Raw genomic sequence first — 21,723 nt, 5'->3', positions numbered from 1 at the left:
ATGATAAATTGTCATGCTTCGCACAGCAATAAAATTGTAATTTTAAACTTCAATGAACACACCTCTGGCAGAACGGATACGACCTAAATCACTGGAAGATTATATCAGTCAGCAGCACCTTGTTGGTCCAGAAGGAGCCCTGACGTCTCAAATTAGATCCGGGGTTTTATCTTCGATGATCCTTTGGGGCCCTCCGGGTACGGGAAAGACGACCTTGGCGTCCATTATCGCGAATCAATCCGGCAGGCCATTTTATCAACTAAGTGCGGTAGATAGTGGTGTGGCTGCGGTACGGCAGGTTATTGAGCAGGCTAAGAAAAGTGATACTTTGTTCTCGGCAAAGAACCCTATTTTATTTATAGACGAAATTCACAGATTTAGTAAATCACAACAAGACTCCCTACTAGGTGCGGTAGAAAAAGGATGGGTCACCCTAATAGGAGCTACAACTGAAAATCCCAGTTTTGAAGTAATTCCGGCCCTACTTTCTCGATGTCAGGTGTACATTTTAAATCCTTTCAGTAAAAACGATCTGGAGCAACTTTTAAAGCGTGCTGTTGCGGAAGATGTAGTTCTCGCCCAAAAGAAGATAAAACTGAAGGAAACGGAGGCTATGTTGCGTCTTTCCGGGGGTGATGCCAGAAAACTGTTGAACATATTAGAATTGATCGTGCTTTCAGAAGAAAAGAAATTGGTTACCATAACCAATGATCTCGTACTACAGAAAGTTCAGAAAAACACTGTACTGTATGACAAAACAGGAGAACAGCATTACGATATAGTTTCGGCCTTTATTAAATCGATTAGAGGAAGTGATCCCAATGCCGCTGTCTATTGGCTCGCTAGGATGATAGAAGGTGGTGAAGATGTAAAATTCATTGCAAGAAGACTGGTAATACTTGCTTCTGAAGACATTGGAAATGCCAATCCCACTGCGTTGGTCTTGGCGAATAATACCTTTCAGGCAGTAACAACGATAGGTTATCCTGAATCCCGAATTATATTGAGTCAATGTACTATCTACCTGGCTACCTCACCAAAAAGTAATGCTTCATATATAGCGATAAATGAAGCACAGAAAAAAGTTCAGGAAACCGGTGATCTTTCAGTTCCTCTTTCCATTCGAAATGCGCCAACCAAACTGATGAAGGAACTGGGATATGGCAAGGAATACGCATACGCTCACAACTATGAGGGAAATTTTACTCCCCATGAATTCTTACCGGAAGAAATTAAAGCAAGTACATTTTATGTTCCGGGGAATAATCCTAAAGAAAACGCCATTAAAAATTACCTAAAAACCTTGTGGGGAGCGAAGTATGACTATTAATTTCGCTTTAAAAAGACCATTTGCGAAAAGGAAGTTTCAATAATCAGGTTTCCGTCTTTATCAAAATAACCCGGAAATGTATTTCCCGATGTGTCCACAAACTGAAAGCTACCCTCCTTATTTTCAATTAAATTTCCTTTCAGTTTTTTGGTTGATCCTAGTTCCCAAAGTGAATATCCCTCAGGATTTTTGGAAAGACTAAATGTGGTATCGTTATTCAGGTACGTATTATTTGTTTTGACTTCATTATTCATTTTTACACCTGTTCCAAAGGAAACGCTGTTCTCTTCGTTTTTCTCATCAGAATCACTCATCTGCTGCACATTCACTTCCTTTGCTTCCGAAACATCATCTTTTAAAGTCACTTTGACATCTTTCTGGTTTGCGTATAGTCTTTCCACACTTTCAAATGCTTCTCTAAGTGCCTCATGATACGCTCTTTTAAATTCCTTTTCTTTACTTTTCCCAGTTTCGCCCCTGAAGATCTCGTTGCCTTCACAATCTTTAAGGACTACTGTTAATTTAGTATAGACAAATCCCGGGCTACCTTCCAAGGTAGCGTAAAGTCCGTCACACCGTCTCACATTAGGCAGTTCAGATTCAAAAAACGCATTGAAACCGTATTTATTGAGTAAAAATTTAGTGTAGGTATTTAACTGATACTGATCTCTTTCGTGAAGAAATTCATAATATTCCGGAACTGAAACAAATTGAAAATCATTCACGGTTTTCTGCGAAAAACCATTCGACACCACATTTAAAAAAATGAAAATTCCTATAAAATACTTGTTCATTCCTCGTCAATTTTTATGTTGAAACCCAACTGTAAAGATACACTTTTTGCCTTTGCAAGGTTTCCGTAGCGAAGCAGATTATCTGCAGCAATATAAAAATTAAATTTTCCAAGATCGGTAACCAGTCCAAAGCCTACATTGCTATAAGAAAAAGAATCGGCAGTATAGGTCACCTTGGCGGCCAGAAAATCGGTAAAACGACGATAGTAGAACAAAGTTCCGGCCATTTGAGGGCCTTTAGGACGGATTATACTATAGAATTGTGCCCCCAGCGATTGAGCCCGTGATACACCGCCACCCATATTTCGGCAATCACATTCTTTTCCCCTTCCAATGGTTTTGCCAAAACTGTATTTTAAACCAGCATTAACTTTTAAGGGACGCAGCTGGGTATACGCACTGTTTAGGGTATCGATGGGGATCTCCTGCTCTATTTCGTCCTCGAGATTGTCGTAATAGGGCAATGTAGCCTGTCCGCCGCTTAAAGGTGGAAAAATAAGTTCGATTCCATTTAGCGTATAAGTACCTGACGCTTGGTACGTTTCAGCATCTTTTGAATGAAATATCGCTCCGATATCCAGCACACTGGCACTTGCAATCCAACGGTCATTTATATCGTAAGTCGCACCTATATCCACTCCTACTCCTATATTCCCACCAAAAAACGCACGTTTTAACACGGTACTGATTACTTCCGCAGAACCATCAATTCCTTCCAAAGAAGCAATACCGGAGGTTTCTACTTTTACATTGGCATCCTGTACGGTATGTTCGTATATATTCACATCCCCATCGCCCAATCGGGTAACAAAGGTCCCACGATTGTCTGTACTCCTGTAACTCAGCATACTGGAATATAGCTTTGCCCGAATTCCAACTGTAAGATTATTTGTAATATTTTTATTTGCTCCAAAATGATATACTGTTAACAGATCACCGGTGGTACTTATTTCACCCAGATCGAATGCATAATCCAGATAATCGCGATTTCCTTCCCATGCCAAGATGGCAAGATCTCTTGGGAAATATGAAATAAAATCGAATTCCTGATAGATCCCACCAGAAAAGTAGATATCGTTCTTCGCGCGCCATCCAAAATTTATTATTTCAAGCTGCTGAGTGGCCGTAAAAAAGTCGGTATTCTTTAGTTCGAATATCTTGTTCCTGATTCGGGTGTTTATGTCAATTTCAGATGCTCCAAAAATATCGAATACTGATACTCCGGATGCGCCTCCGTTGATATGGATTTGTGAAAGAAAAGGAATTCCGAAATGCAATTTCTGTTCTACCCGTCCACCAGGATTGAGCAATAAGCTTTGCGGCACTTCTTCAAGACCATAAAGCACTTGCTTATTTTGGGCAATACTCATGGAGAGCCATAAGGCTAAAATTAAGGTCAAAATATTTCTCATGGTAATTATTGTTCCTTAATTTCCAGGTAATAGGTGGTTTTTGACTGTAAATTAAGTTCTCCTTTCAGGCTGGCATTAGAAGAAGGTATGGTAACCGAAACAACCACTCGATTGGCCATCGTAAGTTGCATAATTTCTGCCTCTTCGATGATTTCGGTAAATTCTGTAATCACGGGGCTGCTCACTGTACCATTGTTAACTGTGGTTTGAGTTGCATAGGTCGTATCATTTTGCTCACTGAGAAATTGAAAATCTACCTGAAACTCTCGGTCTATACTATTGGTAAACCTAAAATAGAAATCTGCTCTTTTTAAGCTTTCCTGTATTTCGGAGTCATCCAGAAAACGAATCTCTGTGGTATCGGTAACGGTAAAAATGGGAGTAGCAGTAGTTTGGTCGTAAAACGCTCCCGCTTCAATATTAAAATAGATGAGATCCAGTTCGACCACGGGAGTTAAAGTGACTTCACTCGCCTGATCGAAATCGGTATCTTTTACACAGGCGGCAAACAACAAACTGGTAAAAACTACCAACGCGGGGATAAAAAGGTTTCTGCTCATGACTTGGGGTTATGATATTAATAAAACGCTAAAAGATCTATAAATTGTATTGCTATAAATGCTTTTTGATCTCAAATAAGGAATTTATAACCTTGTAACGGGCCGGAAGCTTCTCTTTCCTGTAATTATAAAAGAGGGTCTGCATTCCCACTGCTTCGGCTCCAAGAATATCTGCTTCAAAGGTATCGCCTATCATAATTCCGGATTCGGGCATTGCGTTTGCCTTTTTCAGGGCCGTTTTAAATATAACAGGATTGGGCTTCTTTAACCCTACCTCTTCAGAAGTAGTTATGGTGGAAAAGAATTTTTTTATACCGCTATTTATAAGTTTTAAATGCTGTACATCCTCGAAACCATTCGTTATAATGTGAAGTTTATATTTTTCGGAAAGATATTCTAATATGGATTCTGTTCCTTCAAAAAGATAATTATCTACGGGTAATTCATCTATATAAGATTCGGCAATGGTATCGATAAATGCCAGCGGAAATTTCATCTTAAATTTATCGAATGTATCCTGAAGGCGGCCACGTCGCAATTGTTCTTTACTTACCTGATCCTCCCTGAAAAGCTTCCAATAATTAAAATTAATAGGCTCGTAGTTAGCTATAAACAGATTTACGTCCAATGCTATCTTGTGGTTGCTAAAAACGCGCTCAAAAGCCAATCTGGAGTTTCGGTCGAAATCCCACAAGGTATGATCCAGGTCGAAAAAAACATCTGTTATATTCCTATTATTCATTGCGTTGCATCATTTCAGAAAATGTACGAATCCAGATCTCGTTGACCTTTGACGGATAAAAATCGGTATTGCTAAAGACCATGGAATAGGTACCATTTACATCAGCCACTTCATTCTGAATTGCACTGAGTTTTTTTTCGATATCGGACACATATTTATTCTTAAATACTGAAGTACTTACTGCAACAGGATGAACAATTAGCGGAGTTTTAATTTCAAAATCCAGATCGTAGAATAAAAAAGGTGTACAGGTACCCGCTCTGAAACCGAGTGTATCCTCGTAGAAGAGCGTAAAATCTTCCCTAATTTCAAGTTCCACCAGATTTCGATATATCTCGGGAAGATTCACTAATAACCGCGCATTCATTGAGTTTTCCAACGCACGGTTGGTAATGTCTTCCATGCGTCGTTTTTCACTTTTCAACAGTTCATAATCTGAAAGTGCCTGGTCGGAAAAAATAAGGCCGACATTAGCATAATCGCCAACATATTTTACGAGCATTTTAAATTGTTCTCTATGCGTATTAAAACTCTCTTCAAAAGTCAACGCTTCTCCCAGCATAAAAAATACCGATAGCTTTTGTCTGTTTCCTTTTGCAAGGTCTAAAAACCACTCAAATGAATCGTTGGGATCTTTTTTAATACCTGTTATCACCGAGGTACGATCACCTATTTTTTTGAATTGTAGTTTAAAAAGATCGGTAAAATACCCAATAGCCGATCTGAATAATCCGCGTTGCAGATAGGCATAAGGTTTACGCGCTTCTACTATGGTGTGAATGGTCGCCTTTTTCTTCGGAAATGCTATTTCCGGAAAATGAAATTTTAAAAGTTCTTTTAGTTTATAGGCCCAGATATCTATCACAGGCTGTTGTAAAAACTCATTCTGAAACCCCAGACTTTCACTGGCCGGAAACCTCCCTTGATCGTCTTTAACATGGGGTAGGTATTCTTCATAGCGGCTAAGCAGGTAGAATCCAGCCGAAAAGATGTCGAACGGAAGTGCACTTTTCTCGCTAACTGGAAAGAAGCCAATGGTATTATCCCAAGCTTTTATTGAGATCTCTACACTTTCTATTCCTTGCTGAGTTAGCAATCCGTGACTTTGAAAAAACAGTTCGTTCCCAAGCGGTTTTTTGCCATAGGAGCACTTTGGACCCGGGTGGGAAATAAATTCTTCTATAACGGAAGTAAATTCCACTTCTATCGCAAGAATACGCCAACATATATGTTTAAAGATATATGTGATTCGCGGCGCGGATTTCTCTAGATAGACTAAAAGCATAGGGAGTTATAGAAGATTTTCGTCTGCAAAGCTAAAGTACGATTTTTCGGTAATGATAAGATGATCCAAAACTTTTATATCCAGACTTTCTCCAGCTTTTTTCAGCTTTTGTGTGAGGGTTCGATCTGCTTCACTCGGTTTTAGTGTTCCTGAAGGGTGGTTATGGACCAAAATAATAGCTACCGCACCCAGTCTGAGGGCGGTTTTAAACACCAACCTTACATCTACCAATGTACCGGTTATACCTCCTTTACTAAGTTGACTAGTTTGAAGTACTTTATTAGAATTATTAACATAAACGATCCAGAATTCTTCATGAGGAAGCTCTCCTATATGAGGGTGCATTAATTCAAAAACTGAAACACTTGAGGTAATCTTTTCCTTTTTTAGCTGTGTCCCATTTCTTCGCCTACGCCCTAATTCCATTGCTGCGACAATGCTAATCGCTTTTGCTTCTCCAATACCCTTAAAGTTCATTAAGGCATCTATTTCAAGCTTTCCCAGCTCTATTAAGTTGTTTTTAGCCGATGCGAGAATCCTTTTACTGAGGGAAACAGCACTTTCATTCCGACTGCCAGAGCCAATTAGAATGGCGATCAATTCGGCATTACTTAGAACAGATGCTCCCTTTTGTAAGAGTTTTTCGCGAGGTCTGTCGTTTTCGCTCCAGTGCTTTATTGAAAAATCGGTTTTATTACTTCCCATAGGCAAACTTTAAGGATTAGTATGCTTCTCGGGAGTTAGCGGGAATCTTATGCAGGATGGAAACCGCCTATAAATATACCAAAACTTAGATATTGTTTGTACCTTATTCGGATAAATTATAATGTGTGAACTATGAAATCTCTTTTAGAACCTGAAGCGCATTCAGAAATTAAGAAACGGCTTCAAAACCTTTCAGAAAATACAGAACGAAAATGGGGGAAAATGACTGCTGCACAAATGGCCAAACATTGCCAGGGCCCCTTAGAAATTATGTTGGGACACGATAATTTCGATCTAAAACCGAATTGGTTTGCTAAGGTCTTTTTTAAAGGCGCCATGTACAGTGATAAGTTGTGGCGAAAGAACTTACCCACCATACCGCGGTTTAAGATCACCGAAGAGCATGACTTAACAACAGAAAAAACCAAACTAGAGTCCTTATTGGATGAATTGGGAACTCAATTAAATAAGGAAGGCTGGGGGACGCATCCGGCTTTTGGAAAATTTACAGATGAGCAGTGGGGAAAAATGCAGTATAAGCATCTGGATCATCATTTTAGGCAGTTTGGAATATAATTACCATTTTAATATCTATGTATCCTCCACCCTATCATCAAACTAGAGACATCGATAAGATGATCGCCGTGATCAAAAAATTTCCGTTGGGAATGCTTGTAACGGCCAACAACTCTCAATCCTTTATAACCCACATCCCATTTATTTATCATTCTGAAACAGAAAAACTTGTTGCTCATATCGATAAAGCAAATCCTCAAGTGGCTACATTAAAAGATGGTGCTGAAGTAACTGTGGTCTTTAAAGGGCCGGATACCTATATCTCGCCAGCGGTGTATACTACCAGACAGTTACCTACGTGGAACTATATCATTGTTCATATTACGGGAACAATTCGATTAATTAATGATGCGGAAGCTGCAAAAGACACCATGATCACCATGACCGAATTTCTTGAAGGTTCGAGTCCCGGTTTTATACTGAAAAAAGAGAACGAGGCCATGAATCGCTTTGTAAATTATATACAGGCGTTTGAAATCTCTGTCACGAACTGGGAAGGGAAATTTAAGTTATCTCAGGATAAGATTGAACAGGATCAATTAAATGCAAAGCACGCACTTATTGAAAATACACATTCATCATTACATTCCTTTATCGAAAAGATTTATTCGTAGGGATTTATGAAAAGAATATGCCAAAAAATATAAGACTTAAGTAGACCCAAAATGCCGAAAACATAATGTGCATACCTGTTTCAAATCTTTTACCTCTCCAAAGTGTGGAAGAGTATCCGAAAAATTGAAAGCACATCCGTGCAAACCAAAATATTCCCAGTCCGAAACAAAAGGGATTCCCATCTTCTGTAAATGAATGATAAAAGGGCAGGATTAGCTTAAGGTAAGCTTATTATCGTTTTTTAATACAGAATTATTACTATCGACGTATAAATTCCTTCACCTCGTCAAAATCGAGACCACCGTAATTTCCACTGCTCATTAATAACAAGGTCGTATTGTCATAATCATGTGTGTATAAATAGGTTTTAAAGTCGGCAGGATTCGTAAAAACCGTGAGATCCTTTCGCTGAAATGCAGTTTCTATTTGTTCGGCTTTTATTTCTTCCAGTTGTTTTATCATTACGGCATGGGGAGAATAAAAAACCACGGCAACATCTGCAGCATCCAGAGCTCCGTTATACTCTTTTATGAATTCGGGGTTGAGACTGCTGTAGGTATGTAATTCGAGGCAGGCGATGAGCTTACTATCGGGATATTGATTCTTTACCGCCTGAGTTGTTGCTTTTACCTTGCTGGGAGAATGAGCGAAATCCTTATAGGCTATTGTGTTTGGTGTTTCAGCAATTTTCTCCAGGCGCTTACTAGCTCCCGTGAATGTCGCGATCGCGTCGTAGAAGTGGGTAGCATCTACCCCCATTAACTGACACACCCAACGGGCACCTTCGAGGTTGTTGAGGTTGTGTTTTCCAAAAACTTCGATAGGCATGGAGCCTTCGGGAGTGTCGAGAAGGGTTTCACCGTTTTCGACTACATAGTGAGGCGTCTGATAAGGATATTTTTTTATCTGATTTGTAGACTGCTCTACGATCTGTTTTACTATCTCATCCTCGCTGTTGTAGATTATTGCACCTCCGTTGACGATCTCAGTGAGAAAAATGCGGAACTGTTCTACATAATTGTCGAACGTAGGAAAAACGTTTATGTGATCCCAGGCGATACCGCTAAGCAGTGCGATGTTGGGCTTATACAAGTGGAATTTGGGTCTGCGGTCTATGGGTGACGACAGGTATTCGTCCCCTTCCAATACAATAAAATCATTATCGGGAGTAAGATGAACCATGGTATCGAAACCTTCAAGTTGGGCGCCAACCATATAGTCTACCTCCTTCTCGTGATAATGCATCACGTGAAGTATCATGGAAGTGATGGTGGTTTTCCCGTGTGACCCACCTATAACGACCCTGGTTTTATTTTTCGACTGCTCGAAAAGGAATTCGGGATAACTATAGATCTTGAGGTTGAGCTCTTTGGCTTTAAGCAGTTCGGGATTATCGGCTTTGGCGTGCATTCCCAGGATAACGGCATCAAGTTGCGGTGTGATCTTTTCTGGAAACCAACCATAGGTTTCGGGGAGTAAATTTTTGGCTTTTAGACGGCTTTTTGAAGGATCGAATATCTCATCATCACTTCCGGTTACGATATCTCCTTTTTTATGTAGGGCTAACGCAAGATTGTGCATTGCACTACCGCCAATGGCAATAAAATGTACGCGCATAGAGAGGTAAAATGTTTGGATAAAGATACGGATTTTAACCCGCAATAGGGGTAGCGGCAAGTAGCTTTTACGCAGTAAAACTACAGCCAATAACCCGACCGCTTTCGCGGTCGCGGAAGCGGGATTGCCCAAAAATAAAAATTAGAGCGCTTCGATGATCTTCTTTTCCTTCTTCGCTTCTTCAAAGGAAGGGCGGCTGGAAAGTGCCTTATTGATCCAGCTAAGGGCCTCCTGTTTATTTCCCAGATTCTTGTAGATCTGTGCAAGACGAAAATAGGCCCAGTCTTTAGGCACACCATCTTTTGCGGAGTGATTTTTAATATAAGTTTGCAGACAATCGATCCCTAATTGTGCGTCGAGATCGTATTGAGCCGATATCTTCCCTATTTGGTAGTTAAGCTGATTGCGCTTATGGACCTTAAGCGATTGGGCGTTGGTGTTGATCGCTTTCTGCGGCTGATTATTTTTCTCGTACAAATTTGAAAGTTTGTCGTAGGTATGTGGAGAACCTCCCACGTTTATAGCCTGTCTATAATAACGTTCGGCGTCGTTTGAACGGTCGTTGTATTCGGCGATATAGCCTTTAGCCAAATATCCATCGACGGGCGAGATCTTAGACAATTCGTTGGCATAATCCAGTGCCTTGCGCTCGCTACCACCTATGATCCCGGGCAGCTGAATGTAGAATTCGACCAATGCCCATCGCACTTCGATATGGTTAGGGTCAAGTTTGGCCGCTTTTTCGAAATGATATTTGATATCCCCAATATAGGTGACGGCTCTTAGTTTACTTATTTCGAGTGCCTTCATACCCATTGCACCGCCATATTTAAAATGATAATTGGCATTATTTTCGTCGCTATCCACCAGCGTTTTATAATATTCCATAGCCGTATCCCAGTCTTTCTTATGTCCGGCGATATCTCCAAGATATTCGGTGGTTTTAAGGTGGTTGGGATGTTCTTTCAGATAATACTCAAACATGGGCTTGGCATCATTGAACCGTTCTGCTTTAAAATAGGCTTCGCCCCTATCGAATGTATTTTGAGCAACGAGCAGGAATGGACCAAACAGAAATAGAAAAAGTAGTTTTCTCATAAAAACGATATAGGGGATTATTTGGATTGTGGTGGGTATTTTTTGAAAATCTTCTCAAGGATGGCATAGTAAAAGGAAGCCTTCTGATCGGGGGTTGCTTTTTCCTTATAATCTCCTTCGGCTATTGCCTGCCAGAACAACGCATCATTCGCAGCATCCACGAAATCGACTGTTAGTGTCTGATCTATGACTCTGCCCCCAATGGGAATTCCGCCACTCACTCCTACTCCCACATTGCCCCCTCCGCTGCCTATGCCAATACCGATGGTATTTCGAGAATTAGATATGACCTCTCTGGCAAAGAAATTTACTAAGAATTGCGGGGAGTCACTTTTTTGAAATCCGCGTTGCGCAAACAAACTGTCCACGGCCTGCATAATACGTTTATCATCCAGTTCGTTGAGTCCGGAATCTATATCAGGGTAAAAATTATAAGTAGTGTATTGGGAAAAATTTGTTTTGTTGTCATAATCGACATTCACTGCAGCACCGCAGGCGGTGAGAAAGATACAGACGAGTACAAGGATGACGGATTTCATTTTAGCTTTTTAATAAAAGTACGCAAAAAACGGGCCGTAGGGTTTTAACAAAGGGTTAAAATTATTCCTTTTGGTCGTTCAGCATCGCCCAAAGCGTGTCCTTAAGCTCCATTAAACCTTGTTGTGCCACCGATGAGAAGAATAGATACGGAATTCCTTTAAACTCTTTATCGAGTTGTGCTTTCATTTCGGCCTTCAGTTCGGCATCGAGCATATCACTTTTGGAGATGGCCACCAGGCGGTCCTTATCCAGCATTTCGGGGTTGTAACGGCGAAGCTCGTCCAAGAGAATGTCGTATTGCTTTCTTATGTCGGGAGCATCGGCCGGTATTAGAAACAGCAGAGTTGAGTTTCGTTCTATATGTCGTAAAAAATAGTGCCCCAGTCCCTTACCTTCGGCAGCTCCTTCAATGATCCCGGGGATATCGGCCATAACAAAGGTTTGGTAGTCCCGGTATTTTACGATCCCCAGGTTGGGTTTTAAGGTAGTGAATTCGTAGTCGGCAATTTTGGGTTTTGCGGCTGTGATCACAGACAATAGTGTAGATTTTCCGGCATTGGGAAATCCAACCAGACCCACATCGGCCAGTATTTTTAATTCGAGGGTGATGTCAACCTCTTCCCCATCCAGCCCCGGTTGTGCGTAGCGCGGGGTTTGTCGGGTAGCACTTTTAAAGTGATCATTCCCTAAACCACCCTTACCTCCTTTGGCGATGATATGTTCTTCACCGTCTTCGGTCAATTCGACTATGATGTTTTTTGTTTTACTGTCACGTATCACTGTCCCTAAGGGAACTTCAATATAAACATCCTCCCCATCGGCACCGGTACTGGTTTGTTTTCCTCCTGCACCTCCGTGTCCGGCCTTAAAGTGTCGTTTAAATTTAAGATGGTACAAGGTCCAAAGGTTGCTGTTCGCCTTGAGAATAATATGACCTCCACGACCCCCATCACCACCATCGGGACCACCTTTGGGAATGTATTTTTCCCGTCTAAGGTGTGCACTCCCCTTGCCTCCTTTTCCGGAGGACACATGGATCTTAACGTAGTCTACAAAATTTCCTTCTGTCATAAAAATGTTAAATAAAAAAGTCAAAAGTCAAAAGTCAAAAGTTTCATTTTAAAAACTTCTCACTTTTAAATTTTACATTTTTCGGTTTATATGTTGTCAATTACCTTGCTCAAACGCCCGGTGATCTCTTCGATCGAACCCACGCCGTCTACTCCGTGATATTTTCCCTGCGCCATATAAAATTCCTTTAGCACATCGGTTTTACGATAGTATTCTGCGATTCGTTCGCGAATCACTTCTTCGTTTGCATCGTCGGCTCTTCCGCTGGACTTACCACGTTCCAAAAGGCGACCTACCAAGATTTCATCTTCCACTTCCAAAGCTACCATGGCATTGATCTGTGAATTCTTTTTATTCATTAATTCTTCCAATGCTTCTGCCTGGGCAGCGGTACGCGGGAAACCATCGAAAATAAATCCGTTAGCAGCAGAATTCTTATCAACTTCGGCATTCAGCATATCGATGGTAACCTCATCGGGAACCAGATGTCCTTTGTCCATATACGACTTTGCCAGGGTGCCTAATTCTGTTTTGTTTTTTATGTTATATCGGAACACATCTCCCGTAGAAATATGCACCAGATTGTATTTTTCTTTTAAAACTTCGGCCTGAGTACCTTTACCGGCACCCGGAGGACCGAACAATACGATGTTCTTCATGTTATTCGTCTTCTTTGTAAATAAGGATTGTAAAAATCGCCACATAAATAAAGGTGCAAAGATAACAATTGCAAAGAAGATTGTACCTTTGTGCAATGGCTAATTATTTTTCTTCAAATTTCACTCTGGGAATACTTGGCGGGGGTCAATTAGGCAAAATGTTATTGTATGATACCCGCAAGTTCGACATTAGAACCCATGTTGTGGATCCAAGTGCGGAAGCACCGTCCCGACTGGCCTGCGACTATTTTGAACAGGGTGATCTTATGGATTTTAACACGGTGTATTCCTTCGGAAAACAGGTAGATATACTCACCTTCGAGATAGAAAATGTAAATGTGGATGCCTTGGAAAAACTCGAATTGGAGGGAAAAAAAGTATATCCATCTTCCGAAACCCTGCGAAACATTCAAGATAAGGGCAGACAAAAGTCATTTTACAAGGCGAACCGAATCCCAACTTCTCCCTTTATAGTTTTCGAAAACAAAAACAAGCTTAATGAAGCGATTGTTCGAAAAGAGCTGCACTACCCCTTTGTTTGGAAAAGCTGTACTGGAGGCTATGACGGTAAGGGTGTAAGTATTATTAGAGATGCCGAAGATATTATTCCACTGGCAGATACGGCCTGTATTGCCGAGAAGCTTATTCCGTTTAAGAATGAGCTTGCCGTGATCGTTGCTCGAAATGTGAGTGGAGAGGTAACTACCTATCCAGTAGTGGAAATGGAATTTCACCCTGAGGCCAATCAGGTAGAATACGTGATCTGCCCGGCACGAATTGATGATACGGTAGCTGCCAAGGCACGTGATATTGCGACTAGAGTTTCAGAAGCTTTTAAACATGTGGGATTACTTGCGGTAGAGCTATTTCAAACCGAGGATGATGAGATCCTTGTAAATGAAGTTGCCCCCAGGCCTCATAACAGCGGCCATTACAGTATAGAGGCCAGTTTTACCAATCAATTTGAACAACACATAAGAGCTATATTGGATCTACCTCTGGGAAATACAGACAGCAAGGTGGGTGGAATTATGGTGAATCTGGTAGGTGCTCAAGGGCATACCGGAAATGTTCATTATGAAAATATTGACAAGATTCTTGCTATGGAGGGAGTTACTCCCCATATCTATGGAAAAAAGCAAACCCGTCCTTTCCGAAAGATGGGTCATGTGACCATAGTTCACAAAGATTTGAATGAAGCAAGAAGGATCGCCGAACAGGTCAAGAAAACGATTAAAGTGATAAGCAAATAAAACAATATGAGCAAAGTAGCAGTAATTATGGGAAGCACCAGCGATCTGCCGGTCATGCAGGAAGCCGTTGATATTCTAAAGGGTTTCGACATTGAAGTGGAGTTGGATATTGTTTCGGCTCACCGCACACCCGATAAACTTTTCGATTATGGAAAAAATGCCCATACCCGCGGGATCTCAGTGATCATTGCCGGGGCAGGAGGGGCCGCGCACCTTCCCGGAATGATCGCCTCCTTATCTCCGTTACCCGTAATTGGGGTACCTGTAAAATCTAGTAATTCGATCGATGGATGGGATTCTGTACTTTCTATACTTCAGATGCCCGGCGGTGTTCCAGTTGCAACCGTTGCGCTTAACGGCGCCAAGAATGCCGGTATCCTTGCGGCTCAAATAATTGGCAGTTCAGACAAATGTGTATTGGATAAGATCGTTGCCTATAAAGAAGGATTAAAAATGAAAGTGGAGTCCGGCGCGAGAGAATTGAAAAATAAATAGTCCTAAAATAAGTCCGATTATTCAATGTGCCTATAACTAATGAGCACCTCAACTACTTAATATCCTATATTTTGCTATGAACAACCCCCTTTTAGAGAAGTTTGATGTTGCCCCATTTTCAAAAATAAAAAATGAACATTTTCTCCCTGCAATAACTGAATTAATTGAGCAGACAAAGTCCGAAATTGATACCATTACAAAAAATAATGAGAAGCCTTCATTTCAGAATACGGTAGAAGCTCTGGAACGAACGGGTGAGCAACTGAACATAGTAAGTGGCATCTTTTTTAACCTGAACAGTGCCGAAACCAATGACGAAATTCAGAAAATTGCTCAGGAGATATCACCACTGCTTACTAACTTTCAAAATGATCTTTTACTGAATAAGCCTCTTTTTGAAAGAGTAAAGGCTGTGTTCGATAATAGAGATAGCCTGAATCTTACAACAGAACAATCCATGCTGCTCGAAAAGCAGTACAAAGGATTTTCCCGTAACGGCGCCAATCTTTCTGAAAAAGATAAAGAAACTCTTCGAACGATAGACGCGGATCTCGCCAGACTGAAACTTACTTTTGGTGAAAATGTTTTGGCCGAAACTAATAATTTCAGCCTTCAAATTACCGATAAACGGGATCTTTCCGGGCTACCCGAAAGCATTGTAGAAGCAGCTGCGCAGGTCGCCGAAGAAAAACAAATGGAAGGCTGGGTATTCACATTAGACTACCCCAGTTATGTCCCGTTTGTAACATATGCTGATAACAGGGAACTACGCAAAAAAATGACATTGGCTTTTGGTGCACGAGCATTCAATGAGAACAAATTTAACAACACTCAAAATGTTTTGGAGATTGTAAATCTAAGACATAAGCGCGCTAAGCTTTTAGGGTACTCCTCACATGCTCATTTTGTATTGGAAGAGCGCATGGCCGAATCGCCTCAAAAGGTCCAGGCTTTTTTGAAAGAGCTCTTAGAAAAAGCATTACCGGCTGCCAAAAAGGAATTTGCCGAATTGCAGGAATTTGCCCGCGATATCGACGGAATAGAGACGCTCCAAAAGTGGGATGGTTCTTATTATGCTGAAAAATTAAAGCAAAAACTGTTTGATCTGGATGACGAAAAGTTGAAGCCTTATTTTAAGCTTGAAAATGTGATTCGGGGAGTATTTACGGTGGCTTCAAAATTATACGGACTACGTTTTAAAGAAGTGACACATATAGAGAAATATCATAAGGATGTTAAGACATACGAAGTCACAGACAATGAAGGTAATTCGGTTTCCATATTCTATGCCGATTTCCATCCGCGTCCCGGAAAACGAGGAGGTGCCTGGATGACCAGCTATAAACCCCAACAGAAAAAGAATGGCATCAACGAGCGTCCTCATGTTTCGATCGTGTGCAACTTTTCGAAACCTACTACCACGAAACCATCCCTTCTAACCTTTAATGAAGTAACGACTTTGTTTCATGAGTTTGGTCATGCTTTACATGGAATGCTTGCAGATACTACTTATTCGGGTCTTTCGGGAACTAATGTGTACTGGGACTTTGTTGAGTTACCGAGTCAGATTCTGGAAAACTGGTGTTACGAAACGGAGGCTCTGGAAATGTTTGCCACACATTTTGAAACCGGGGAGGTAATTCCGATGAAGTACTTAGAAAAGATCAAGGCATCGGCCACATTCCATGAGGGAATGAAGACCCTACGGCAGGTAAGTTTCGGTATGTTGGATATGGCGTGGCACGGATCGGATCCATCCGAAATAAAAGACGTAAAAGCTTTCGAAACAAAGTCGTTCAAGGCAACTCAATTGTATCCGGATACCAAAGAAACCTGTATGAGCACGGCTTTTTCTCATATCTTTCAGGGAGGTTATTCGGCAGGCTATTACAGTTACAAATGGGCAGAAGTACTGGATGCAGATGCTTTTGAATATTTCAAGGAAGAAGGTATATTCAGCAAAAAAGTGGCAAAAGCTTTTAAAGAGTTTGTATTATCGAAAGGAGGAACGGAGGATCCCATGGAGCTTTATGTGAAATTCCGAGGCAAAAAACCGAATCCCGATGCTTTGTTAAAACGCGCCGGACTTCTAACAATTAAATAATTGGTTTTAAGTGAATTTCTTTGATGATCTTTCCTATTTTTGATATAAATAGACATATCTCTAATGGCCGAGAATATTTTAAATCCTGAAGTTTGGGTAGATCGTTACTCAGATTACCTTTACAATTACACCATTGTTCGGGTAAACGATCACGTTGTGGCTCAGGATCTTATTTCTGAAACTTTTCTGGCCGGATTAAAATCCAAGAAGAACTTTAAGGGGGAAGCATCTGAACGCACCTGGCTTATCTCCATTCTGAAACGCAAGATCATAGATCATTATCGTAAGATAAACTCCAACAAAGGAAAGGCCGAAGTGAGAATGACTTATACGAGTGAAGATGCAGAGGGAGATTGGCTGGAGGAACGGGTAAGTGATCCTTTCGATAAAACAGCCGAAGACACTATGGTTAATGAAGAGTTAGGGCTGGCAATCTTGGAATGTATGGAAGGGTTAAGTGAAAAACAGGCTGCAATTTTTAAGATGAAGACCATTGATGGATTCGATACAGAAACCATATGTAATGAATTTAATATCACACCGTCTAACCTTTGGGTAATCATCCACAGAGCGAGAACAGCTATGGCGGAATGCCTTGAAAAAAACTGGTTTTAGTTTATGAAAATTATGATTAATTGCGGTGAAGCCGCTCAAGTTTGTGATAAAGCTCAATATGAAGAAGCAAGTAGGTGGCAAAAGTTGCTGATGAAAATACATCAGTTTATGTGTCGTCTATGCCGAGAGCACTCCATTCGAAATGGCAAACTAAGCAGTGCAATTAAGTCGGCAGATCTCAAAACACTTCCGAAGGAAAATAAAGAAGCTATCAAAAAGCGCCTACAACAAGAATTGTCTCAGTAAACAGTAGACTCCCAGCCACACTAACGGAATCCCTTCTACCCAAAACGAAGCAAAATAAGTTGATTGCTCCTTTCTGCTAGCCCATAATGCTCCTACCAACAATACTCCCAAAAAAAACAGGCTTCCTGTATATGAGAATTCTCTTTCAGTCTTTACTATTTCAAGTATGAGTGTACTCACTAGAATTGCTGTTCCAAGTATCTTTGTATTTAAAATTCCCAATTTCTGCGGAATAGTCCCCAGTGACTTCACATCATATTTAAGATCGCGTATTTCGAAAGGTAAAGTGAGAACGAGAACGATCATCGCTCGTTGAACAAAGGAGATCCAATGATCTGAATGAAGATTCTCTTCTGAAGCAATGAGCGGCAATATTACTGTTACCCCGGCCCAAACCAAGGCGACGATGTATATCTTTAGTCCGTTGATCGTCCTAAAGCTCTTTCCTTTCAAAACCGGAACGGCATAGCACAAGGTAAAGAGCCCCAAAATTCCGCTTGCAAAAAGCACCTTTAAATTGACATGAAACACACAATAAAGCAAGACTGCGAAACAGAAGAAAGAAAATATCTGAATGGTCTTTAATGACTGCGCCAGACTACGATGATGGAGTCCGGCGACTTCGGCATATTTCACAAAATTATATCCCGAAATGCTTCCAAAAAAAACAAAACCCCAAAAATAGAAGGAAACGCTTATGGAATACTCTAACACACTCAAAGCAACTAAAGCACAAACCGCTAAGCTAACATGTATGCTGCTGTTAATGTAAAACCTGAAAACACGATTTAGAAGATCCACAAAACAAAAATAGCCAATGTGTTAGTAACCTTTACTTTTAGTTGAAAAAATGTATAGGTGTGTGGTTTGAAAAAGGAAGAAATATCCTTTTAATATTGTAATTTTGCCGCAAAATACCGGGAACGGTAAAACTTAAAATAAAAGTACATTAATGAATACAGATTCTTTTGCCATTAGACATATTGGTCCGCGTAGAACCGACCTTCCAAAAATGCTAAAAACGGTTGGTGTTGATTCGCTGGATCAACTTATTTCTGAAACCATTCCCGATGATATTCGCCTGAAGGAAGAATTAAACCTGGACGAACCTCTAAGTGAGCAGGAGTATCTGGAGCACATTACACAATTATCTACGTTAAACAGGGTTTTTAAAACTTATATTGGGTTAGGCTATCATCAATCCATTACACCACCCGTAATCCAACGGAATATCCTTGAAAATCCGGGATGGTATACCGCCTATACGCCGTATCAGGCCGAGATCGCTCAAGGACGTTTGGAGGCATTGTTAAACTTCCAAACCATGGTAACCGATCTTACCGGTATGGAATTGGCTAATGCATCATTACTGGATGAAGCAACTGCTGCCGCCGAAGCCATGGCATTGTTATTTGCAGTTAGAGAACGTGAGCAGAAGAAGAACAATGCCACCAAGTTTTTTGTTTCTGAAGAAATCCTTCCCCAAACATTATCGCTTTTACAGACACGATCTATGCCGCTGGGAATTGAACTGGTAATAGGAGATCATGAAACATTTGATTTCTCCTCTGAATTTTTTGGAGCACTCTTGCAGTATCCCGGTAAAACCGGAAAGGTCTATAACTATAAAGATTTTATAAAGTCGGCCAAAGAGGCTCAAATAAAAGTGGCGGTGGCGGCTGATATTTTAAGCCTTGTAAAACTGGAAGCTCCGGGAAATTTTGGAGTGGATGTGGTAGTGGGTACTACGCAACGATTTGGAATTCCATTAGGCTACGGTGGACCACATGCAGCCTATTTTGCCACCAAAGAAGAATATAAAAGAAATATCCCTGGTAGAATTATTGGGGTGACCAAAGACACCGATGGAAACCGTGCGCTAAGGATGGCGCTGCAGACCCGCGAGCAACATATAAAAAGGGATAAAGCAACCTCAAATATTTGCACAGCACAGGTTTTGCTCGCTGTTATGGCGGGCATGTACGGAGTGTATCACGGTCCCAACGGACTTAAATACATTGCGTCGAAGGTGCATAATTCGGCAGTGACCCTGGCTACTGTATTGGAGCAAATGGGCTTTACCCAGGCCAATGAAACTTATTTTGACACTATCGCGATCAAAACCAATACAGATTACGTAAAACCTCTGGCCGAGAGCAAGGAAATAAACTTTTATTACCCTGATTCTGAAACGGTTTCCATTTCAATTAATGAAACTACAACTTTAAAAGATCTTAACGCGATTGTATCTGTTTTTGCTGAAGCAGACAATACCGATGCCATTCACATTTCTGAATTGCTCACCGGAAATAAAATCCCTGAGGAAGTAGCGAGAAAAACTGATTTCCTCACCAACGAGGTATTTAACAGTTATCATAGTGAAACTGAGCTCATGCGTTATATAAAGCGATTAGAGCGCAAGGATCTTGCTCTGAATCATTCCATGATCTCCTTAGGATCGTGTACGATGAAATTAAATGCTGCGGCAGAGATGTTACCCTTAAGCGATCCGCAATGGGGAAATATGCATCCTTTTGCTCCTACGTATCAGGCAGGAGGCTATCAGCAGATGCTTAGAAAACTGGAGAACCAATTGACTGAGATCACCGGCTTTGCAGGAACATCATTGCAACCCAATTCGGGTGCGCAAGGAGAGTATGCAGGACTTATGGTGATTAGAGCATACCATGAAAGCAAAGGAGAAGGGCATCGAAATATTTGTCTTATTCCTTCGTCGGCGCATGGCACCAATCCCGCAAGTGCTGTTATGGCAGGTATGAAAGTAGTAGTTACGAAGGCCAGTGACGATGGAAATATCGATGTGGACGATCTGCGCCAAAAGGCCACCGAACACAAAAACGAACTAGCAGCTCTTATGGTGACCTATCCTTCGACTCACGGTGTTTATGAAAGCGCCATTAAAGAAATAACGAGTATCATTCACGAAAATGGTGGACAAGTCTATATGGATGGCGCAAATATGAATGCGCAAGTTGCTCTTACGAATCCGGGGGCAATAGGGGCCGATGTTTGTCATTTAAACCTTCATAAAACCTTTGCCATTCCTCATGGAGGAGGTGGACCCGGGGTAGGTCCAATATGTGTAGCGAGTCAGTTAGTACCCTTTTTACCAGGTAATCCTGTGATCGCCACCGGAGGTGAACACGCTATCACGGCAATTTCGGCGGCACCCTGGGGGAGTTCCTTAGCCTGTATTATTAGTTATGCCTACATCAGTATGCTAGGTACCGCCGGATTAAAGAAATCTACAGAATACGCCATATTGAACGCCAATTATATCAAGCAAAGATTAAAAGGAAGTTTCGATGTGTTGTATGCAGGAGAACGCGGACGAGCGGCGCATGAGATGATCATTGATTGCCGACCGTTTAAATCAAATGGAATAGAAGTAACCGATATAGCAAAACGATTGATGGATTATGGGTTTCATGCGCCTACGGTGTCATTTCCCGTTGCCGGAACCATGATGATAGAACCTACAGAAAGTGAAAGCCTGGAGGAACTGGATCGTTTTTGCGATGCTATGATCTCTATCAGAAAAGAGATAGACGCAGCAGATAAAGATGAGCCGAACAATGTATTAAAAAATGCTCCTCACACCCAACAAATGTTGACCGGAGATGAATGGGAATTACCATACACACGTAAGCAGGCAGCGTTTCCGCTAGATTATTTGAATGACAATAAATTTTGGCCCTCTGTTCGTCGGGTAGATGATGCCTATGGTGACAGAAACCTTATCTGTACTTGTGAGCCAATTGAGGCGTATATGGAAGTTTAAAAGATAAACACCATCACATAAAGAAAGCTTCAGATCGAAGCTTTTTTTATTGGGGGTAATTTTTGTAGAAAATCATCAATTTCTCTGCTTTTACTGAAAAACCCGCAATGGATTTAAGATATTTTCGGAATCTGTCAAATTCACACTATTTCCTTAGATGTTACGTTGATAGGTCCTATGATTTATGTATTTTTAGCAAAAATT

The 21,723-nt window shown here is 41.0% G+C and carries 20 protein-coding genes and 1 pseudogene; 9 read left to right on the top strand and 12 right to left on the bottom strand.

Translation table 11 applies throughout. The features are described from left to right. Window positions 1-52: 52 nt before the first annotated feature. On the top strand, window positions 53-1,330 hold the full coding sequence (locus tag ALE3EI_RS07390) for a replication-associated recombination protein A (RefSeq protein ID WP_186987651.1): 1,278 nt from the start codon (window positions 53-55) through the stop codon (window positions 1,328-1,330). Here ALE3EI_RS07390 and ALE3EI_RS07385 read toward each other — a convergent pair. The 6 genes from ALE3EI_RS07385 to radC are packed head-to-tail and all read right to left on the bottom strand — an operon-like array spanning window position 1,327 to window position 6,828. Then, the gene (locus tag ALE3EI_RS07385; RefSeq protein ID WP_186987650.1) at window positions 1,327-2,124 is read right to left on the bottom strand and encodes a hypothetical protein; all 798 of its coding nucleotides are present in this window, start codon (window positions 2,122-2,124) and stop codon (window positions 1,327-1,329) included. The two genes, ALE3EI_RS07390 and ALE3EI_RS07385, sit on opposite strands and share 4 nt — an antisense overlap. Further along, the gene (locus ALE3EI_RS07380) at window positions 2,121-3,536 is read right to left on the bottom strand and encodes a DUF5723 family protein (RefSeq protein WP_186987649.1); all 1,416 of its coding nucleotides are present in this window, start codon (window positions 3,534-3,536) and stop codon (window positions 2,121-2,123) included. Before ALE3EI_RS07380 ends, ALE3EI_RS07385 begins: the two co-directional genes overlap by 4 nt. Window positions 3,537-3,541: 5 nt before the next feature. Further along, on the bottom strand, window positions 3,542-4,096 hold the full coding sequence (locus ALE3EI_RS07375; protein ID WP_186987648.1) for a hypothetical protein: 555 nt from the start codon (window positions 4,094-4,096) through the stop codon (window positions 3,542-3,544). A gap of 52 nt (window positions 4,097-4,148) precedes the next feature. After that, entirely contained in the window at window positions 4,149-4,838 is a 690-nt protein-coding gene (locus ALE3EI_RS07370; RefSeq protein WP_186987647.1) for a YjjG family noncanonical pyrimidine nucleotidase, read from the bottom strand. Then, the gene (locus ALE3EI_RS07365) at window positions 4,831-6,123 is read right to left on the bottom strand and encodes a DUF7033 domain-containing protein (RefSeq protein ID WP_186987646.1); all 1,293 of its coding nucleotides are present in this window, start codon (window positions 6,121-6,123) and stop codon (window positions 4,831-4,833) included. The genes ALE3EI_RS07370 and ALE3EI_RS07365 overlap by 8 nt, the downstream gene beginning before the upstream one ends. A gap of 6 nt (window positions 6,124-6,129) precedes the next feature. Beyond that, window positions 6,130-6,828, bottom strand: a complete 699-nt coding sequence (gene radC, locus ALE3EI_RS07360) for a RadC family protein (RefSeq protein ID WP_186987645.1) — start codon at window positions 6,826-6,828, stop codon at window positions 6,130-6,132. Between the two features lie 132 nt (window positions 6,829-6,960). On the opposite strand from radC, the gene ALE3EI_RS07355 reads away from it, so the two are divergent. Further along, the gene (locus ALE3EI_RS07355) at window positions 6,961-7,404 is read left to right on the top strand and encodes a DUF1569 domain-containing protein (protein ID WP_186987644.1); all 444 of its coding nucleotides are present in this window, start codon (window positions 6,961-6,963) and stop codon (window positions 7,402-7,404) included. Between the two features lie 17 nt (window positions 7,405-7,421). Further along, window positions 7,422-8,018, top strand: a complete 597-nt coding sequence (locus tag ALE3EI_RS07350) for an FMN-binding negative transcriptional regulator (protein ID WP_186987643.1) — start codon at window positions 7,422-7,424, stop codon at window positions 8,016-8,018. Window positions 8,019-8,277: 259 nt separating this feature from the next. Here ALE3EI_RS07350 and ALE3EI_RS07345 read toward each other — a convergent pair whose 3' ends face one another. The 5 genes and pseudogenes from ALE3EI_RS07345 to ALE3EI_RS07325 form a co-directional block, all read right to left on the bottom strand. Continuing rightward, window positions 8,278-9,636 carry a UDP-N-acetylmuramate--L-alanine ligase gene (locus ALE3EI_RS07345; RefSeq protein ID WP_186987642.1) on the bottom strand — a complete coding sequence of 453 codons (1,359 nt, stop codon included), beginning with the start codon at window positions 9,634-9,636 and terminating at the stop codon, window positions 8,278-8,280. Window positions 9,637-9,777: 141 nt separating this feature from the next. Beyond that, window positions 9,778-10,734: a tetratricopeptide repeat protein gene (locus ALE3EI_RS07340; protein WP_186987641.1), complete on the bottom strand. Its 957-nt coding sequence runs from the start codon at window positions 10,732-10,734 to the stop codon at window positions 9,778-9,780. Between the two features lie 17 nt (window positions 10,735-10,751). Next, on the bottom strand, window positions 10,752-11,273 hold the full coding sequence (locus ALE3EI_RS07335; protein ID WP_186987640.1) for a DUF4136 domain-containing protein: 522 nt from the start codon (window positions 11,271-11,273) through the stop codon (window positions 10,752-10,754). 61 nt (window positions 11,274-11,334) lie between these two features. Beyond that, the gene (gene obgE / locus ALE3EI_RS07330) at window positions 11,335-12,345 is read right to left on the bottom strand and encodes a GTPase ObgE (protein ID WP_186987639.1); all 1,011 of its coding nucleotides are present in this window, start codon (window positions 12,343-12,345) and stop codon (window positions 11,335-11,337) included. A gap of 86 nt (window positions 12,346-12,431) precedes the next feature. Continuing rightward, window positions 12,432-13,016: pseudogene (locus ALE3EI_RS07325) on the bottom strand (adenylate kinase); the annotation flags it as partial. Between the two features lie 83 nt (window positions 13,017-13,099). Between ALE3EI_RS07325 and ALE3EI_RS07320 the strand changes: the two are divergent. The 5 genes from ALE3EI_RS07320 to ALE3EI_RS07300 all read left to right on the top strand — a co-directional run bounded on the left by ALE3EI_RS07320 (window position 13,100) and on the right by ALE3EI_RS07300 (window position 17,717). Further along, the gene (locus tag ALE3EI_RS07320) at window positions 13,100-14,257 is read left to right on the top strand and encodes a 5-(carboxyamino)imidazole ribonucleotide synthase (RefSeq protein WP_186987637.1); all 1,158 of its coding nucleotides are present in this window, start codon (window positions 13,100-13,102) and stop codon (window positions 14,255-14,257) included. 6 nt (window positions 14,258-14,263) lie between these two features. Continuing rightward, a complete protein-coding gene (gene purE, locus ALE3EI_RS07315) occupies window positions 14,264-14,752 on the top strand; it encodes a 5-(carboxyamino)imidazole ribonucleotide mutase (protein ID WP_186987636.1) in 489 nt (162 codons plus the stop codon). A gap of 76 nt (window positions 14,753-14,828) precedes the next feature. Then, entirely contained in the window at window positions 14,829-16,856 is a 2,028-nt protein-coding gene (locus ALE3EI_RS07310) for a M3 family metallopeptidase (RefSeq protein ID WP_186987635.1), read from the top strand. A gap of 63 nt (window positions 16,857-16,919) precedes the next feature. Continuing rightward, window positions 16,920-17,471 carry a sigma-70 family RNA polymerase sigma factor gene (locus tag ALE3EI_RS07305; RefSeq protein WP_186987634.1) on the top strand — a complete coding sequence of 184 codons (552 nt, stop codon included), beginning with the start codon at window positions 16,920-16,922 and terminating at the stop codon, window positions 17,469-17,471. Window positions 17,472-17,474: 3 nt separating this feature from the next. After that, the gene (locus tag ALE3EI_RS07300; RefSeq protein ID WP_186987633.1) at window positions 17,475-17,717 is read left to right on the top strand and encodes a hypothetical protein; all 243 of its coding nucleotides are present in this window, start codon (window positions 17,475-17,477) and stop codon (window positions 17,715-17,717) included. Here ALE3EI_RS07300 and ALE3EI_RS07295 read toward each other — a convergent pair. Continuing rightward, window positions 17,694-18,518 (bottom strand): UbiA prenyltransferase family protein, encoded by an 825-nt coding sequence (locus ALE3EI_RS07295; RefSeq protein WP_186987632.1) that lies wholly within the window; start codon window positions 18,516-18,518, stop codon window positions 17,694-17,696. The genes ALE3EI_RS07300 and ALE3EI_RS07295 overlap by 24 nt on opposite strands. A gap of 151 nt (window positions 18,519-18,669) precedes the next feature. Between ALE3EI_RS07295 and gcvP the strand changes: the two genes are divergently transcribed. Further along, a complete protein-coding gene (gene gcvP, locus ALE3EI_RS07290) occupies window positions 18,670-21,519 on the top strand; it encodes an aminomethyl-transferring glycine dehydrogenase (protein WP_186987631.1) in 2,850 nt (949 codons plus the stop codon). Window positions 21,520-21,723: the final 204 nt, after the last annotated feature.

This window comes from Constantimarinum furrinae (genome assembly GCF_014295415.1).
Classification (GTDB): domain Bacteria; phylum Bacteroidota; class Bacteroidia; order Flavobacteriales; family Flavobacteriaceae; genus Constantimarinum; species Constantimarinum furrinae.
This window is presented reverse-complemented; position numbering and strand designations above follow the sequence as displayed.

Excerpts from the sequence above, each read along its gene's own strand:
- ALE3EI_RS07335 (WP_186987640.1), bottom strand. The coding sequence starts at position 11,273 with ATGAAATCCGTCATCCTTGTACTCGTCTGTATCTTTCTCACCGCCTGC.
- ALE3EI_RS07350 (WP_186987643.1), top strand. The coding sequence starts at position 7,422 with ATGTATCCTCCACCCTATCATCAAACTAGAGACATCGATAAGATGATC.
- purE (WP_186987636.1), top strand. The coding sequence starts at position 14,264 with ATGAGCAAAGTAGCAGTAATTATGGGAAGCACCAGCGATCTGCCGGTC.
- gcvP (WP_186987631.1), top strand. The coding sequence starts at position 18,670 with ATGAATACAGATTCTTTTGCCATTAGACATATTGGTCCGCGTAGAACC.
- radC (WP_186987645.1), bottom strand. The coding sequence starts at position 6,828 with ATGGGAAGTAATAAAACCGATTTTTCAATAAAGCACTGGAGCGAAAAC.
- ALE3EI_RS07340 (WP_186987641.1), bottom strand. The coding sequence starts at position 10,734 with ATGAGAAAACTACTTTTTCTATTTCTGTTTGGTCCATTCCTGCTCGTT.
- ALE3EI_RS07390 (WP_186987651.1), top strand. The coding sequence starts at position 53 with ATGAACACACCTCTGGCAGAACGGATACGACCTAAATCACTGGAAGAT.
- ALE3EI_RS07345 (WP_186987642.1), bottom strand. The coding sequence starts at position 9,636 with ATGCGCGTACATTTTATTGCCATTGGCGGTAGTGCAATGCACAATCTT.
- ALE3EI_RS07375 (WP_186987648.1), bottom strand. The coding sequence starts at position 4,096 with ATGAGCAGAAACCTTTTTATCCCCGCGTTGGTAGTTTTTACCAGTTTG.
- ALE3EI_RS07385 (WP_186987650.1), bottom strand. The coding sequence starts at position 2,124 with ATGAACAAGTATTTTATAGGAATTTTCATTTTTTTAAATGTGGTGTCG.
- ALE3EI_RS07380 (WP_186987649.1), bottom strand. The coding sequence starts at position 3,536 with ATGAGAAATATTTTGACCTTAATTTTAGCCTTATGGCTCTCCATGAGT.
- obgE (WP_186987639.1), bottom strand. The coding sequence starts at position 12,345 with ATGACAGAAGGAAATTTTGTAGACTACGTTAAGATCCATGTGTCCTCC.
- ALE3EI_RS07310 (WP_186987635.1), top strand. The coding sequence starts at position 14,829 with ATGAACAACCCCCTTTTAGAGAAGTTTGATGTTGCCCCATTTTCAAAA.
- ALE3EI_RS07300 (WP_186987633.1), top strand. The coding sequence starts at position 17,475 with ATGAAAATTATGATTAATTGCGGTGAAGCCGCTCAAGTTTGTGATAAA.
- ALE3EI_RS07370 (WP_186987647.1), bottom strand. The coding sequence starts at position 4,838 with ATGAATAATAGGAATATAACAGATGTTTTTTTCGACCTGGATCATACC.
- ALE3EI_RS07355 (WP_186987644.1), top strand. The coding sequence starts at position 6,961 with ATGAAATCTCTTTTAGAACCTGAAGCGCATTCAGAAATTAAGAAACGG.
- ALE3EI_RS07365 (WP_186987646.1), bottom strand. The coding sequence starts at position 6,123 with ATGCTTTTAGTCTATCTAGAGAAATCCGCGCCGCGAATCACATATATC.
- ALE3EI_RS07305 (WP_186987634.1), top strand. The coding sequence starts at position 16,920 with ATGGCCGAGAATATTTTAAATCCTGAAGTTTGGGTAGATCGTTACTCA.
- ALE3EI_RS07320 (WP_186987637.1), top strand. The coding sequence starts at position 13,100 with ATGGCTAATTATTTTTCTTCAAATTTCACTCTGGGAATACTTGGCGGG.